15 protein-coding genes and 1 tRNA gene are annotated in these 15082 nt (G+C 64.4%); 2 read left to right on the top strand and 14 right to left on the bottom strand.

Annotation, left to right across the window (positions count from 1 at the left end):
• Positions 1-11 precede the first annotated feature (11 nt).
• The 11 genes from HOP03_14025 to thrS form a co-directional block, all read right to left on the bottom strand.
• A tRNA-Pro gene (locus tag HOP03_14025) sits at positions 12-88 on the bottom strand.
• Positions 89-134: 46 nt separating this feature from the next.
• Positions 135-491, bottom strand: a complete 357-nt coding sequence (locus HOP03_14020) for a MerR family transcriptional regulator (GenBank protein NOT89280.1) — start codon at positions 489-491, stop codon at positions 135-137.
• A complete protein-coding gene (locus HOP03_14015; protein ID NOT89279.1) occupies positions 484-789 on the bottom strand; it encodes an integration host factor subunit alpha in 306 nt (101 codons plus the stop codon). The genes HOP03_14020 and HOP03_14015 overlap by 8 nt, the downstream gene beginning before the upstream one ends.
• 67 nt (positions 790-856) lie before the next feature.
• The gene (locus HOP03_14010; protein NOT89278.1) at positions 857-3244 is read right to left on the bottom strand and encodes a phenylalanine--tRNA ligase subunit beta; all 2388 of its coding nucleotides are present in this window, start codon (positions 3242-3244) and stop codon (positions 857-859) included.
• A gap of 89 nt (positions 3245-3333) precedes the next feature.
• Positions 3334-4329, bottom strand: a complete 996-nt coding sequence (pheS, locus tag HOP03_14005; GenBank protein ID NOT89277.1) for a phenylalanine--tRNA ligase subunit alpha — start codon at positions 4327-4329, stop codon at positions 3334-3336.
• A gap of 129 nt (positions 4330-4458) precedes the next feature.
• The gene (rplT, locus tag HOP03_14000; protein ID NOT89276.1) at positions 4459-4818 is read right to left on the bottom strand and encodes a 50S ribosomal protein L20; all 360 of its coding nucleotides are present in this window, start codon (positions 4816-4818) and stop codon (positions 4459-4461) included.
• Positions 4819-4830: 12 nt separating this feature from the next.
• Positions 4831-5028 carry a 50S ribosomal protein L35 gene (gene rpmI, locus HOP03_13995; protein NOT89275.1) on the bottom strand — a complete coding sequence of 66 codons (198 nt, stop codon included), beginning with the start codon at positions 5026-5028 and terminating at the stop codon, positions 4831-4833.
• Between the two features lie 262 nt (positions 5029-5290).
• Positions 5291-6559 (bottom strand): DUF2974 domain-containing protein, encoded by a 1269-nt coding sequence (locus HOP03_13990; protein NOT89274.1) that lies wholly within the window; start codon positions 6557-6559, stop codon positions 5291-5293.
• Between the two features lie 76 nt (positions 6560-6635).
• On the bottom strand, positions 6636-7304 hold the full coding sequence (locus tag HOP03_13985) for a hypothetical protein (GenBank protein ID NOT89273.1): 669 nt from the start codon (positions 7302-7304) through the stop codon (positions 6636-6638).
• A 257-nt stretch (positions 7305-7561) separates the two neighbouring features.
• A complete protein-coding gene (gene infC, locus HOP03_13980; GenBank protein ID NOT89272.1) occupies positions 7562-8137 on the bottom strand; it encodes a translation initiation factor IF-3 in 576 nt (191 codons plus the stop codon).
• A 5-nt stretch (positions 8138-8142) separates the two neighbouring features.
• Positions 8143-10047, bottom strand: a complete 1905-nt coding sequence (gene thrS, locus HOP03_13975; GenBank protein NOT89271.1) for a threonine--tRNA ligase — start codon at positions 10045-10047, stop codon at positions 8143-8145.
• 322 nt (positions 10048-10369) lie between these two features.
• Between thrS and HOP03_13970 the strand changes: the two genes are divergently transcribed.
• Both HOP03_13970 and HOP03_13965 read left to right on the top strand, forming a co-directional pair.
• A complete protein-coding gene (locus HOP03_13970; protein ID NOT89270.1) occupies positions 10370-11314 on the top strand; it encodes an aminotransferase class IV in 945 nt (314 codons plus the stop codon).
• Complete coding sequence (locus HOP03_13965) at positions 11311-12057, top strand: HAD family hydrolase (GenBank protein ID NOT89269.1); 747 nt, start codon at positions 11311-11313, stop codon at positions 12055-12057. Before HOP03_13970 ends, HOP03_13965 begins: the two co-directional genes overlap by 4 nt.
• Before the next feature lie 25 nt (positions 12058-12082).
• Here the strand turns inward: HOP03_13965 and HOP03_13960 are convergent, their stop codons facing one another.
• The 3 genes from HOP03_13960 to HOP03_13950 are packed head-to-tail and all read right to left on the bottom strand — an operon-like array spanning position 12083 to position 14864.
• On the bottom strand, positions 12083-12742 hold the full coding sequence (locus HOP03_13960) for a 4'-phosphopantetheinyl transferase superfamily protein (GenBank protein ID NOT89268.1): 660 nt from the start codon (positions 12740-12742) through the stop codon (positions 12083-12085).
• Positions 12703-14082, bottom strand: coding sequence for an FAD-dependent monooxygenase (locus HOP03_13955; GenBank protein NOT89267.1), 1380 nt, complete (start codon positions 14080-14082; stop codon positions 12703-12705). Before HOP03_13955 ends, HOP03_13960 begins: the two co-directional genes overlap by 40 nt.
• A gap of 17 nt (positions 14083-14099) precedes the next feature.
• On the bottom strand, positions 14100-14864 hold the full coding sequence (locus HOP03_13950) for a hypothetical protein (GenBank protein NOT89266.1): 765 nt from the start codon (positions 14862-14864) through the stop codon (positions 14100-14102).
• Positions 14865-15082 lie beyond the last annotated feature (218 nt).

Raw genomic sequence — 15082 nt, 5'->3', positions numbered from 1 at the left:
GGACTTTAATTTGGTCGGGGTAGCCGGATTCGAACCGACGACCACCAGTCCCCCAGACTGGTGCGCTACCAGGCTGCGCTATACCCCGGGTAGGTCGAACATTGTACCCGCTGGAACGCGGGCTGGGCCAGCGATCAGCGCTTGAGCAGTTGCAGGACTTCTTCGAGCTCCATCCGCACCTGGCGGATGATCTGCGAACTCATCGCTGACTCCTGCTTCGCGCCGTCACCGTCGAGACGCAGCCGCGCGCCGCCGATGGTGTAGCCCTGTTCGTACAGCAGACTGCGTATCTGGCGGACCATCAGCACATCGTGGCGCTGGTAGTAGCGACGGTTGCCGCGTCGCTTCACCGGCTTGAGGCTGGGAAATTCGGTCTCCCAATAGCGCAGCACATGCGGCTTCACGTCGCACAGCTCGCTGACTTCACCGATGGTGAAGTAACGCTTCGCCGGGATCGGCGGCAGTTCGCGGTTGCTGCCGGGGTCAAGCATCGGCCAAGCCTCCGGAATACGCTTCGACGCGCTCCTTCAGCTTCTGGCCTGGGCGGAACGTCACCACGGTGCGCGCCGAGATCGGGATCTCTTCGCCGGTCTTGGGGTTGCGGCCGGGTCGCTGGTTCTTGCGGCGCAGATCGAAATTGCCGAACCCGGACAGCTTGACCTGGCGGCCCTGCTCCAGCGCTTCGCGAAGCACGTCGAAAAACGCATCGACGAATTCCTTCGCCTCGCGTTTGTTCAGTCCGACTTCGTCGAACAGTCGCTCGGCCATTTCAGCCTTCGTCAATGCCATCCGTTTCCCCCAAAACGAGCCCAAATCACTCCACGGCTGGACCGACGAATGCCGGCCAAGCCCTGGTTCACGACCGGATTTCCGCGCCGTGTTCCCCGCGCAGCGCGGCGATGACCTGAGCCACCACCTGATCGATATCGCGGTCTGTGAGAGTGCGTGATTCTTCTTGGAGAATCAAGCCCATAGCGAGGCTCTTGCATCCGGTTTCGACGCCCTTTCCGACATACCGGTCGAACAGCCGGAGGTCCTGCAAAGACGGCCCTGCGGCACGTTTCACGGTGCCCGCCAAGGCCGCCCAGGACACCCCGTCCGGGACGACGAACGCGAGATCCCGGCGGACAGACGGGAAGCGGCTGAGCGCGGCAGAACGGGCCAGCGGACGCCGCTGCAGGGCGGCCAGATCGACCTCGAAGGCCACTGCGACGGCATCGAGATCAAGCGCTCGCTGCAGACGCGGGTGAAGCTGACCGATCCAGCCGATGATCGCGCCATCGCCGCTTTCATCCATCCGATACACATCGGCCGACCGGCCGGGATGGCCCCAGGCGGCTTGGGACGGACGGTATTCGAGCGTAGCGCCAGCGGCGGTGGCCAGACTGTCGAGATCGCCCTTGAGATCGTGGAAGTCGACAGGGCGGGCCGAATCGCTCCACTGCTCGGCTTGGGCATCGCCGCAAGCCACCGCCGCAAGACGGCGGGTTTCCAAGGGCGCATCGCCGGTACGGACCGCAAAGACCTTGCCGATCTCGAACAGCCTCACCCGCGACTGCTGACGCGCCGCATTGCGGCCCAGCGCGGCGACCAGCCCCGGCAGGAGCATCGTGCGCATGGTGCTGAGCTCGGCGCTGAGCGGATTGGCGAGCGGCACACCGCCGTCGTTCACCTGCCACTTCGCGAGCAGATCGCCATCGACGAAGGCGTAGTTGATCGCTTCGAGATAATCGCGGGCCACCAGTTGGCGGCGCACGGTGGCTTCGTCCAATACGGTCTCGCTGGGAGACACTACCCGCGCCGCCCCCCCCGGCAGCGTGGTCGGGATCGCGTTGTAGCCGTGGATGCGGGCGATCTCCTCGATCAGGTCTTCTTCGATCGCGATGTCGAAGCGGCGCGTCGGTGCGGTCACGCGCCAGCCGTCGGCAGTGGCTTCGACACCCAACCCCAGCGCGCGCAGGATGCGCTCGACTTCAGCATCGGCCACGCGCACACCGAGCACCCGTGCGAGACGTTCGCGGCGCAGCGTCACGATCTGCGGTTTGGGCAGATCGGCATCGCGCACGGCTTCGATCACCGCACCCGGCACACCGCCGGCAACATCGAGAATGAGCTTCGTTGCGTACTCGACCGCAATGCGCGGCAGTTCCGGATCGACGCCTCGCTCGAAGCGATGTCCGGCGTCGGTGTGCAGGCCGATCCTGCGACTGCGGCCGATGATCGCGTCCGGCGCGAAGTGCGCGGCTTCGAGAAAGACATTGCGAGTCGTGTCGGTCACGCGGGTGTCGTGGCCGCCCATGATGCCGGCCAGTGCGACCACGCGGTCGGCATCGGTGACGGCCAGGAATTCGCCATCGAGCGCTGCATCACGACCATCGAGCAACTTCACCGCCTCGCCCGCGCGCGCGCGCCGCACGCCGACCGGACCTTTCAACAGATCGCGGTCGAACGCGTGCATCGGCTGGCCGAGTTCGAGCATCACGTATTGCGTCACATCGACCAGAATACTGATCGGGCGAACGCCGCTGCGACGCAGGCGTTCGGCCATCCACAGCGGTGTCGCGGCGGTGGTGTTCACGTTCTCGATCACACGTCCGACATAACGCGGCGCATCGGCGCCTGCGTTCAACTCGACCGCAAGCGTCGCGTCGCTTTGCGCGGGGACCGGCGTGGTATCCAGGCATTCGACATGGCTGCCGAGCGCTGCGGCCACATCGAACGCGATGCCACGCACACCGAAGCAGTCGGCACGGTTCGGCGTGAGCTTCAGTTCGATCGAAGCATCGGGCAGGCCGAGATAATCGGCGAGCGGTGCCCCGATCGGGGCATCGGCCGGCAGTTCGAGCAGACCGGACGCATCGGCATCGATGCCGAGTTCCTTCGCCGAGCACAGCATGCCGTTGGATTCGACATTGCGCAGTTTCGCGGCCTTGATCGTGAGTTCGCCGATCGTCGTGCCGATGGTCGCGAGCGGCGCGAGCAGGCCCGGCCGCGCGTTCGGTGCGCCGCAGACGATCTGCAGCAGTCCGCCCTGCCCCGCATCGACCTGACACACCTGCAGGCGATCGGCTTCCGGATGCTTGGCGCATTCGACGATGCGTGCGACGACGACGCCATCCAATGAAGCGCCGAGCACGGCCATCTCTTCGACTTCCAGACCGATCGCGGTCAGCGTCGCCGCGAGTTCATCGCGCGAAGCGTCGGTCTTGACGTGTTGGCGCAGCCAGTTTTCGGAAAATTTCATGTTGCAACGAGCTCTTTGTGGGAGGGGCTTCAGCCCCGACGCCGGCATCTGAAGTCGGGGCTGAAGCCCCTCCCGCAGATCGAGTCAAATCACGCGAATTGCCTGAGGAAACGCACATCGTTGTCGAAAAAATCTCGCAGGTCGCTCACGCCGTAGCGCAACATCGCGAAGCGCTCGACGCCGAGCCCGAAGGCGAAGCCGGTATAGCGCTCCGGATCGATCCCGACATTGCGCAGGACGTTGGGGTGGACCATGCCGCAGCCCAGCACTTCGAGCCAGCGCATCGAACCATCCGGCTGCTGCCAGGCGATGTCGACTTCCGCCGACGGTTCGGTGAAAGGAAAGTAGCTGGGGCGGAACCGCATCTCGAAGTCGCGCTCGAAGAATGCGCGCACGAATTCCGCGAGCGTGCCCTTGAGGTCGGCGAAACTGGCGTGTTCGTCGACCAGCAGGCCTTCGACCTGATGGAACATCGGCGTGTGGGTCTGGTCGCTGTCGCTGCGATAGACCTTCCCGGCGGCGATCATGCGCAGCGGCGGAGCGACTTCCTTCATGTAACGCACCTGCACGCCCGAGGTGTGCGTGCGCAACAGGCGGCCATCGCCGAAATAAAAGGTGTCGTGCATCGCGCGCGCGGGATGGTGCGCCGGGAAATTGAGCGCCTCGAAATTGTGCCAGTCGTCTTCGATCTCCGGGCCGTCGGCGAGTTCGTAGCCGAGCCTGCCGAAGATTTCGGTAATGCGTTCGAGCGTGCGCGAAACCGGATGCAGCCCGCCGCGCGCAGCGTCGCGGCCCGGCAGGGTGATGTCGATGGTTTCGCCGGCGAGGCGCGCGTTGAGTACGATCTCGTCGAGTGCGATCTTGCGTGTAGACAGCGCTTCGCCGATGGCGTCCCGGACACGGTTGATCGCTTCACCGGCCGTCTTGCGCTGATCCGCCGGCAATGCACCCAGCGCCTTCAATTGCGCGGTGACGCTGCCGTTTTTGCCGAGCAGCGCGACGCGCAGCGCTTCCAATGCGTCGGGAGTACCGGCGGTGGCGATGTCAGCCAAGGCCTGCGCCGAAAATTGTTCGATATCGCTCATGTCCGACTCGTGCGTACTGTCCCAAAACGAACATGGGGAAGGACTTGCGCCCTTCCCCATGCATGGTTCGCTGATCTTCCGCGCGCTGCAGCCGCTCGAGAGCGACCGTGCCGGAAGAGTCCTCGTGCCTTATGCCGCGAGCGCGCTCTTCGCCTTTTCGGCCAGTGCGGTAAAGCCCTTGGCGTCGTGCACGGCGATATCGGCCAGCACCTTGCGGTCGAGGGTGATACCGGCTTTCAGCAGGCCGTTGATGAAACGGCTGTAGCTGATGCCGTTGCTGCGGGCAGCCGCATTGATGCGGGCGATCCAGAGCGTGCGGAAATTGCGCTTCTTCTGCTTGCGGCCGATGTAGGCGTACTGCAGCGCTTTCGTGACCGCCTGTTTGGCGACGCGGAAGACTTTGCGGCGGGCGTTGTAGTAGCCCTTGGCCTGCTTCAGGATTTTCTTGTGACGGCGACGCGCCGTGACACCACGTTTAACTCTTGCCATTGTTCAATCTCCTCACAAGTACGGAAGCATGCGGTCCAGACGGCCTGCGTCTTCGGCGCGAACGTGGTTCGTCTGCCGGAGGTTGCGCTTCCGCTTGGTCGCTTTCTTGGTGAGGATGTGGCTCTTGTTGGCGTGGCCGCATTTGTACTTGCCGGAAGCTGTCTTCCGGAAGCGCTTGGCCGCCGCCCGATTGGTCTTGATCTTGGGCATGGATGGTCCTTGGGGTCGTTTCGAGTACTGGCCTGGGCGGTGGCGCGAGCCACACTTTCCGTCCTGCCCTGCCGGTGATAGGCCCTTGATCCGGAAGAAAATATGCCGGATCAGAGGCGGGTCCAATGGTGAAGCGCACAGCGCCCCGGCGAACCGGGCCGTCCATTATGCCCAGAAGGCTTTTTCTTTGCAAACCAAAGAGATGCGGCACCTGCGGCGCGGTGCGCGCCAACAGGTCTTCACGCCGGGGAAAACCGGCCCGCTACAGGCGGGCGCGCATCGGAGCGGCCTGCTGGTCCTGGGCAGGATCCGGCGTCTGCGGGGCGTTGGTCTGCTGCTGCGTATTGGCCGGCTGCGGGTTTGACTGCTGCTGTGCCGTGATCAGACCCAGCGACATCTTGCTGCTCTCCATCAACGGAACCTGCATGCTGGCCTGCAGATCGACCTGGACGTAGCGCTGGCTCTCGGGTTGCGCACCCTGCACCGCGAAGACACGGTCGCCATTGGCCACGATGCGATCGGGCGCGATACCGTTCCGTTGCGCTTCCAGCGCCAGCGCACCGGCTGCGTTCTGCGATTCGCGGATACCGATGCCCCGCTGCTCCAGTTGCGGCTGCAACTGATCGAACACGCGCTGGTACTGGGGATTGAAAGCGTGGTCGGGATGCGACATCAGGCCGTTCTCGCCGATGCCGTGGCCAAAGGCTTTTTCCTGGGCCCGGATCACCGAGTCCATCATGTGCATCTCGATGCCGTGCTTGACCGACTTCACAGGATTGAGGTTCTGCCAGAAGCTGAGCGGATCGGGATCCGGCAGCGAGACCTTGTTGCCGATCGCGTCGGGTAGCAGGTGCTTGGTCACGATGTTGCGTTCCTGCAGCCCGGTCAGGATTTCGTTGTCGACCGCATAACGGCGCATCTGGCCGTTCTCGGCCTGGTCCTTCACCGCCGATGCGTCCAGACCGATGCGCTCGAGCGTCCTGTCCTTCACGCCTGCGGCGTTGAAGGTGACTGCGGGCGTATCGGCGGCAGCGGCACCCACTGCGGCAAGACCACCGCCAAGCGAGTGGCCGGTGATGACGAGTTCGTCGCCGAACGCAACCTTGGCCTGCCGGGACAGCGCGATGGCCTGATTGTACTGCGCGGTTTCAAGACCGATGCCCTGGCCGAGATTGGTCGCCCAGTCCTTGCCGGCGTCGGTGCCGCGGAAGGCCAGCGCGTAACGGCCGCGTCCATCGGTATAGATGTCGGCGTCGAATCCGCTGGCGTCGTTGGTCCGCAGCGACGGATCGATACCGACCTTGCGGAACTGTTCGTCGGTCAGCGGTTTCCAGCCTGCGATCTCGCCCCGTTCGCGCTCGTCGGAGCGATAAACGTCCTTCGACATCTGCGCCAGGGTGAGATCGATGTCCTTCGGCGCCGGGCCACGCACTTCATCGGCGAAGGACGGTCGCACATAGGTATTGCCGGTCAGGGGGTCGACGGTCTGACGGCCGCCCTGCGGGCTGTTTGGATCGATCTGCGCATTCATCCTTGCCACTCCCCGATATCGGAAACATTGATCGGGAGGCGACCCGATCGTCGAATTGCAACCCGCCGGCGATGAATCAGCGAGCGCTTTCCAGCGAAATATGATGCGTCGTCAACCATGCCTCGACCGCCTCGCGGCTGCGTCGAGTCTCTTCATTGAGCAACGCGGCGCGGGTCATGAACAGATAGCGCTGGAAGGTCACGCCCTGGGCGTTGCGCGCCATCGGATCCGCGCCCGCATTGAGCAGGTCGAGCGCGCGTTGCGGCTCGTTGATCTGACCGGCGACATGCAGCGGCGTATTGCCCATGCGATCCGCCAGATCCGGATCGGCGCCAGCAGCCAACAAGGCGCGGAACTGTTCGTCGCGTTCGCCCATGAGCGCCGCGCGCAGCGGCCCGGCGCCCGACTCGGCGTTGCGGACGTTCGGATCGACGCCTCGCGACAGTAGTTCGGACAGGTAGGCGGTATCGTTCGCCATCGCGGCCATATGGACGACCGTATCGTTGTCCATGCCGGCCTGGGCCGGATCGGCGCCCGCATCGAGCAGCGCCTTCATTCCAGCAAGGCTCTGGTTGAGCACCGCCCACTGCAGCAAGGTGACGTTCTTGTCCCCACGGGTGGACAGATCCACTCCGGGGGCCAGGGTACGAACGCTGGCGGCGTCGCCATCGGCAACCGCTTCGGCCAACGCGACCACATTCGGGTCGGCGAAGACGATACGGGCATCTACAGCATCGGTTGGCATTGCGTGCTTCTCCCTGGCGCAAGCTGAACAGATCGCACAAGCGGCAATCATAAGCGAAACGAGGACAACGGATAGACGGGATCGGGTGCTGGGCATGGGACTCCTGCGCGAAACCGGCTCGGGGTGATAAGCGGAAGGCATCGACGGCACATTCGATCCTACACCCGACCCCGATACAGGGGTGGACAGGACCGATCGCAAAGAAGGGCGCCTTGTGGCGCCCTCCGGTCTTTCGTCCACCTTGGAAGCCGGCAGACCTACTTCTTTTTCGGAGCGATCATCATGACCATCTGCCGCCCTTCGAGGCGCGGTCGCGATTCGATGACGATGTCCTCGCCGAGGTCGGTCTCGATCCGGTTGGCCATTTCGCGGCCCAGTTCCATGTGGCTCATTTCGCGCCCACGGAACCGGATGTTGACCTTGATCTTGTCGCCCTCTTCCAGGAACTCGCGCATCTTGCGCAGCTTGATCTGGTAGTCGCCCTCGTCCGTGACCGGACGGAACTTGACTTCCTTGATCTCGACGACTTTCTGCTTCTTTTTCGCAGCAGCCGCTTTTTTCTGCGTTTCGAACTTGAACTTGCCGAAGTCCATGATGCGACAAACCGGCGGGTCCGCATTCGGCTGGATTTCGACAAGATCGAGACCTTCTTCCTCGGCTTTCGCCAGCGCTTCGTCGCGCGAAAGCACGCCGACCATTTCGCCGTCGCTGCCGATGACGCGAACGCGCGGAACGCGGATCTCGTTGTTCTTGCGGTTCTGCTTATCCTGGGGGGTACTGATATCTGGATCTCCAAGGGGTATCGGACCGTCCGGCAATACGCCGAACGGCATTCACATCAAGCGGCAGCGTGTTCGTTGGCGACGTGCGCAAGAAAATCGGCGATGGACATGGAACCCAGATCCTCCCCGGCCCGCGTGCGCACTGCGACAAGCCCGTTTTCCTTCTCGCGGTCCCCGACCACGAGCAGGTACGGCACCCGCTGCAGCGTGTGCTCGCGAATCTTATAGCCGATTTTCTCGTTCCGCAAATCAGCCGCAATCCGGAAGCCTTGATTCATAAGGGTTTTCCGAATTTCATCCACATAATCGGCCTGCGCATCCGTGATATTCATCACGACTGCCTGGATCGGGGCCAGCCAGGCCGGGAATTGACCGGCATGGTGCTCGATCAGGATACCGATGAAACGCTCCATGGAACCGACGATGGCGCGGTGCAGCATGACCGGGTGGCGGCGCTGGCTGTGCTCGTCCACGTATTCGGCGCCGAGGCGGCCGGGCATCATGAAATCGACCTGCATCGTGCCGAGCTGCCAGGTCCGGCCGATGGCGTCCTTGAGGTGGTATTCGATCTTCGGGCCGTAGAAGGCGCCCTCGCCGGGCAGCTCCTCCCATTCCACGCCGGCCGAGCGCAGGGCCGAACGCAGGGCATCTTCGGCCTTGTCCCAGGTGGCGTCGTCGCCGAGCCGGGACTCCGGGCGCAGGGCGATCTTGATCTGGATCTCACTGAAGCCGAAGTGGCTGTAGACCGCCAGCGCCTGCCGATGGAATGCGCGGACTTCGTCCTCGATCTGGCTCTCGGTGCAGAAGACGTGGCCGTCGTCCTGGGTGAAGCCGCGCACGCGGAGAATGCCGTGCAGCGCGCCAGAGGGCTCGTTGCGGTGGCAGGCACCGAATTCGCCGTAGCGGATCGGGAGGTCGCGGTAGCTGTGCAGGCCCTGGTTGAACACCTGCACATGGCCCGGGCAGTTCATCGGCTTCAGCGCATAGGTGCGCTTCTCCGATTCGGTGAAGAACATGTTGTCCTTGTAGTTGTCCCAGTGACCGGATTTCTGCCACAGGGTCACGTCGAGGATCTGCGGACAGCGCACTTCCTGGTAGCCGCTGTCGCGATAGACCCGACGCATGTACTGCTCGACCACCTGCCAGATCGCCCAGCCCTTCGGGTGCCAGAAGATCAGGCCCGGGCCTTCTTCCTGCAGATGGAACAGGTCCTGCTGCTTGGCGATCTTGCGATGGTCGCGCTTCTCGGCTTCCTCGATCTGGGTGAGATACGCCTTCAGATCCTTGTCGTTCAACCATGCGGTGCCGTAGATGCGGCTGAGCATCTGGTTGTTGCTGTCGCCGCGCCAGTAGGCGCCCGCGACCTTCATCAGCTTGAAGGCGCGCAGCTTGTCGGTGCCGGGCACGTGCGGGCCGCGGCAGAGGTCGGTGAACTCGCCCTGCGAATACAGGGACAGGTCCTGATCGGCCGGGATGCTTTCGATGATCTCGGCCTTGTAGGCCTCGCCGATGCCCTTGAAGAACGCGACCGCGGCGTCGCGCGTCTTCACGCTGCGCGCGACCGGGTGCGCTTCCTTGACGATCTTCTGCATCTCGGCCTCGATCGCCGGCAGATCTTCCGGCGTGAACGGGCGCTCGTAGGCGAAGTCGTAGTAGAAGCCGTTGTCGATCACCGGACCGATGGTGACCTGCGCGCCCGGGAACAGTCGCTGCACGGCCTGCGCCAGCAGATGCGCGGTGGAGTGGCGCAGGATGTCCAGCGCGTCGGGATGCTTGTCGGTGACGATTTCGAGCCCGGCATCGCGCTCGATGCGATAGCTGGTGTCGACGAGTTGGCCGTCGACCTTGCCGGCGAGCGCGGCCTTGGCCAGGCCGGCGCCGATCGAGGCGGCGACTTCGCCGACCGTGGGCGAGGTTTCGAATTCACGGCGGCTGCCGTCGGGGAGCGTGATGGCGATCATGGGGTGTCGTATCGAATGAAGTCTGGAAGCGAACGGAAGACAAGAAAAAAGCGCCCCGAAGGCGCTTCGCGTGGTCGCGGGCCTTGGGCGTCGTGATCAGGGGTCGGTGGTAGTGCTCATGTCGCACGCTCGGCGCCGGTTGCCCGGGGCCACCTTGTTCAATCGCTGATCCGGCAAAGTTAGGCTCCACGCCGCCGAAAGTCAACGAATACAAGCCTTTCCGGCGGTGCCGCAACCCGATCGCGGCCATCGCCTCCCGCAGGCGCATGACTGGCTCTACACTCGACCTTCCCCCGGCAAGCACGGGCAGACGAGGCCGGCAATGGCGCAGAGCATCCACGATTTCCACGACGACCCGCGCAACGCGGAGATCCGGATCTGGATCAACGGGGCGTTGAAACCGCGCGCGGAGGCCACGGTCTCGGTGTTCGACAGCGGTTTCGTACTCGGCGACGGCGTGTGGGAAGGCCTGCGGGTGATCGATGGACATCCGGTCTTTCTCGACGAACATCTCGACCGCTTGTTCGAAGGCGCGAAAGCGATCGCGCTCGATATCGGCCTGGATCGCGTGCAGCTGACGCGCGCGCTCTACGCCACGCTGGACGCCAACGGCATGCGCGACGGCGTGCACATGCGGCTGATGGTGACGCGCGGCGTGAAGCGCACGCCCTACCAGGACCCGCGCGTGACCGTGGGCCCGGCGACGGTGGTGATCATCCCGGAATTCAAGGTCGCGAAGCCCGAAACGCTCGCGAAGGGACTGCGCCTGTTCACCGTGCACGTGCGTCGTGGCTATCCCGACGTGCAGGACCCGAAGCTCAACAGCCACAGCAAGCTCAATTGCATCACCGCCTGCATCCAGGCGACCGAAGCCGGCGCCGACGAAGCGTTGATGCTGGATCCGCACGGCTTCGTCGCGACCTGCAACTCGACGCATTTCTTCATCGTGCGTCGCGACGAAGTCTGGACGTCGACCGGCGATTACTGTCTCGGCGGCATCACCCGCGCGAACGTGCTGCGCGCGTGTCGCGAAGCCGGCATCCCGTGCTTCGAGAAGAACTTCAGCCTGACCCAGGTGTACTCCGCAGACGAAGCGTTCACGACCGGCACGTTCGCGGGACTGGCGCCGGTGCGCAGCATCGATGGCAGGATCATCGGCGAGGGCGATCCCGCGCTTCCGGGACCGATGGTGACGCGCCTGCGAGCGCTGTATCGCGATCTGATCGCCCGCGACATCGCGATGCGCGCGGGCGTGCGCCTCGCATGAGCATCGCCGGAAATCCACTGCGCATCGCGATGTGGAGCGGCCCGCGCAACATCTCCACGGCGATGATGCGCGCCTGGGAAAACCGCGAGGATTGCGCGGTCAGCGACGAACCGCTGTATGCGGCCTATCTGGCGACGACGGGCATCGACCACCCGGGCCGCGACGAGGTGATCGCCGCCGGCGACACCGACTGGCGGCGTGTCGCCGATGCGCTGCTCGGCCCGGTGCCGGGCGGAAAGGCGATCTGGTACCAGAAGCACATGAACCATCATCTGCTGGCGGACATGGAGACCGACTGGGTATTGAAGCTGCGCAACGTGCTGCTGATCCGCGATCCGGCGGAAGTCGTCGCCTCGTACATCAAATCGCGCGCGACGGTGACCCCGGACGACATCGGCCTGCCGCAGCAGGGCCGCTTGTTCGATCTGCTCTGCGATGCGCTCGGCGAAGCGCCCATCGTCATCGATGCCGGCGGTTTCCTGCGCGCGCCGGAAGCGCACCTGCGCGCGCTGTGCGACCGGCTCGGCATCGCGTTCACGCCACGCATGCTGTCGTGGCCCGCAGGCCCGCGCGACAGCGACGGCGTGTGGGCGCCCTACTGGTACGACGCGGTCTGGCGCTCGACCGGCTTCGAACCATGGCGGCCACGCGAAGAAACGCTGACAGGCGACGCGCTTGCGACGGCGGACATCTGCCGGCCGATCTACGAGCGCCTGCACGGATACCGGATGACGGTTTCCTGAAAGTTTCCTGGCGATTGACCGCCGATCACGTCATCGGCGGCAACAGCACCGCACTGGCGATATGGCCATCGGCGACGCGGTAGCGCCCGGAAATGTACGACAACCCCGGAAAGCTCGCCTCCGGCACCAGCACCTCGGCGACGAAGCCATCGTCGCCGGTGAACATGATCTCGACCTGCTGGAAATCGAGGAAGTACCGGCGTTCGGGATAGATCGCCTTGTACACCGCTTCCTTGATCGAAAACACCAGGATCGCGCCCAACGGACGGAGCGCCGGAGGCAGCGCGTCGATGCGGCTGCGCTCTGCGTCGCGAAGAATCATCGCGTGCAGATCTTCGCCGATCGGCCTGGCCGGCTCGACATCGATACCGATCCCGGCGCTGATCGCTCGCGGCACGACCGCCACCGCGCACAGCGATCGGCAGTGGGTGATCGAACCGACGATCGTCTGCGGCCAGGTCGGCACGCGGTCGGCGTCGCGAAGCAGTGCATCGGTGTCCGCGCCGGCATGACGCAGCAGACCGCGCGCCAAGATCCGGCCGGCCGCGAATTCCTGCTGCCGGTGCACCACGGCGCGTTCGATCAGGCCGCGCTCAGGCAACGGCAGCGCCGAAGGGTCGGCATCGGCCGGCGCCATTTCGGCGATCAGGACGTCGTCCGGCAGCAAGGGGCGGAACAGCGACATATCGTTGTCCGCCCACCTGGTCTCAGCGGGCCCAGCATCCACCAGGCGCCCGTGCCGATCGCCAGCGCGCACATGGCCACGGACACGCCGAGGATGCGGTCCTGCTTGCGCGCACGCGCCAGTGCATCCGAGTAAGGCATGGTGGTGTGCGAGACCATCGTGTAGATCGGCAGCCACACATTCGGCATCAACCGGCTGAGGGCGACATCCAGGCGCTTGCGGGCGACGAACCACGGCGAACTGACTTTCTGCCGCAATTCCACGAAGTTGGCTTTCGACAACTCCATCAGCACGTCGGTCTGCGGGCGCCTCGATTGTTCGTAGGCGGTGAATGCGCGCTTGCGATCGCTGGCGTGCGTTTTCAGCGCCGACAGCAGCGCCGAGCAGTCCTCGAACGCCGAGTTCATGCCCTGGCCGTAGAACGGATACACCGCGTGCGCGGAATCGCCGACCAGTACCATCCAGTCCTCGAAACGCCACGGTGCGGTCTTGGTGGTGAGCAGCGCGCCGGTCGGACGACTGGTCCATTGCTCGACCAGCCCGGGCAGCATCGGCAGCAGGTCCGGGAAATACTTCTGGAACAGCGTGCGGATGTCGTCCGGCGTTTTCGCCGTCTCGAAACTGTCCGGTCCTTCGTGCGGCAGGAACAGGGTCAGCGTATGCGAACCGTCTCGGTTGGGATGGGAGACGAACAGACAATGCGCGCGCGGCCACACGTGCAACGCGGTGAGGTCGATCACCGACTGCCCATCGGGCCCGGCTGCAAGCGAGAGCTCCTTGTAACCCCACTCCAGATATTCACGGTGGTAATCGGCGCGCAGGCCATGCTGCATCTCAGGGCGACAGCGCGAGAACGCGCCGTCGGCGCAGATCACCCAGTCGGCGGCGACACGGCGGACCGCGCCTTCGGATTCGATTTCGAGTTCGCGGCGTTCCTTGTCCGCCGAAACGAAGCGGTGTTCGAAATGCAGCTTGACGCCGGGCTGGCGCTCGGCGCGATCGAGCAGCAGCCGGATCAGTTCGCTGCGGTCGATCGAATACAGCACTTCTCCGCCGTTCTTGCCGTAGGGCTGGAAGCGGGTGGTGCCGTCGGGCGCATGGATCACGCGACCGCGCATCACCACGGTCATCGGCATCACCATGTCGATCAGGCCGACCTCGGTCAATGCCTGGATACCGCGCTTGGACAGGCCGAGGTTGATCGAACGACCGCTTTCGGCACCGGCGGCGCGGGGGTCGCCGCGACGTTCGAACACATCGACTTCGTAGCCACGCTCCGACAGCGCCAGCGCGAGCAGGGAGCCGGCGAGGCCACCGCCGACGATCGCGACGCGTTGCATGCCTGAAGACGATCCGCTCATGACAGCCCCCCCGCGCGCGCATTCGCGCGCAGTTCGATTTCGGCGTCCACCAGCGCATCGACGGCCTGGTCGAAATAGTTCCGGCGTATGTTCGCGCCGAGACGGCGCAGGTAAGAGCGCAGATAGGAAATGCGCACCTCCGGCTGATCGCATTCGCGCTTGAGGAACGGCAGGTCGGATTCGACCATGTGCCGGATCACCAGCATCGGAATGGGACTGCGCAGCGGGCGGAAGTTCTCGTTGCGCAGGCCGGGCGTGTCGTTCTTGGAGTGGAACTCGCCGAGCATCAGACCGACATCGACGAAGTTGGGTTTCAACTTCGCCTGCAACGCGTCGATCCACGGAGCGTCGTCGGCGCTCATGCCGGAGAACACCACCATGATCACCTTGTTGATGGAGAGCGGCCCTTCGCGCGGCTCGGTTTCCATGAACACCTGCCGGCATTGTTCGATGGTCTCCTGCATCCACAGCGGATCCGGCTTCGATTCGGCGATCTCGATCAACCAGATGGTGTCGAGCTCCAGCGCCATCGGCGTGAACGGACACACCGGGCCGGCGCGTCCAAGGTCAGGATGCGGCCGTGCCAGGAACCTGCGGGCCCAGGCGATGGTGGCACCCAGGGGCGATTCGGCGTCGTTGCCGGCATCCACTTCCGACGCGCGTCGAAGCTGCAGCGGATGTTTCACAGCGTCGCCGCTTGCGGAGACTGCGGATCCCTCCGGGTTGGGCCGGGTCGCCGTGGTCTGATTGTTAGCGCTCATTGAATTCTTCCCATGAATGATCTGCGTTGCGCATGTGTCGCGGAAACCGCGAATATCGCTCGCGGTCTTTGGCGCGACCTGCACGCGAGGCCCAGCACGTTCCGATGTCCTTCCCACATGACCGGATCCTCGGCCCGGACAACCGCATTGCTCGACATACCCGCGGGGTGAGAATGCACCTCGATATATCGCCGCGAGTCACGCTCCATATCCGTCGT

It is taken from the genome of Lysobacter sp., from assembly GCA_013141175.1.
Taxonomy (GTDB): Bacteria; Pseudomonadota; Gammaproteobacteria; order Xanthomonadales; family Xanthomonadaceae; genus Lysobacter_I.
The sequence above is the reverse complement of the archived record's forward strand: the minus strand, read 5'-3'. Positions and strand labels throughout refer to the sequence as shown.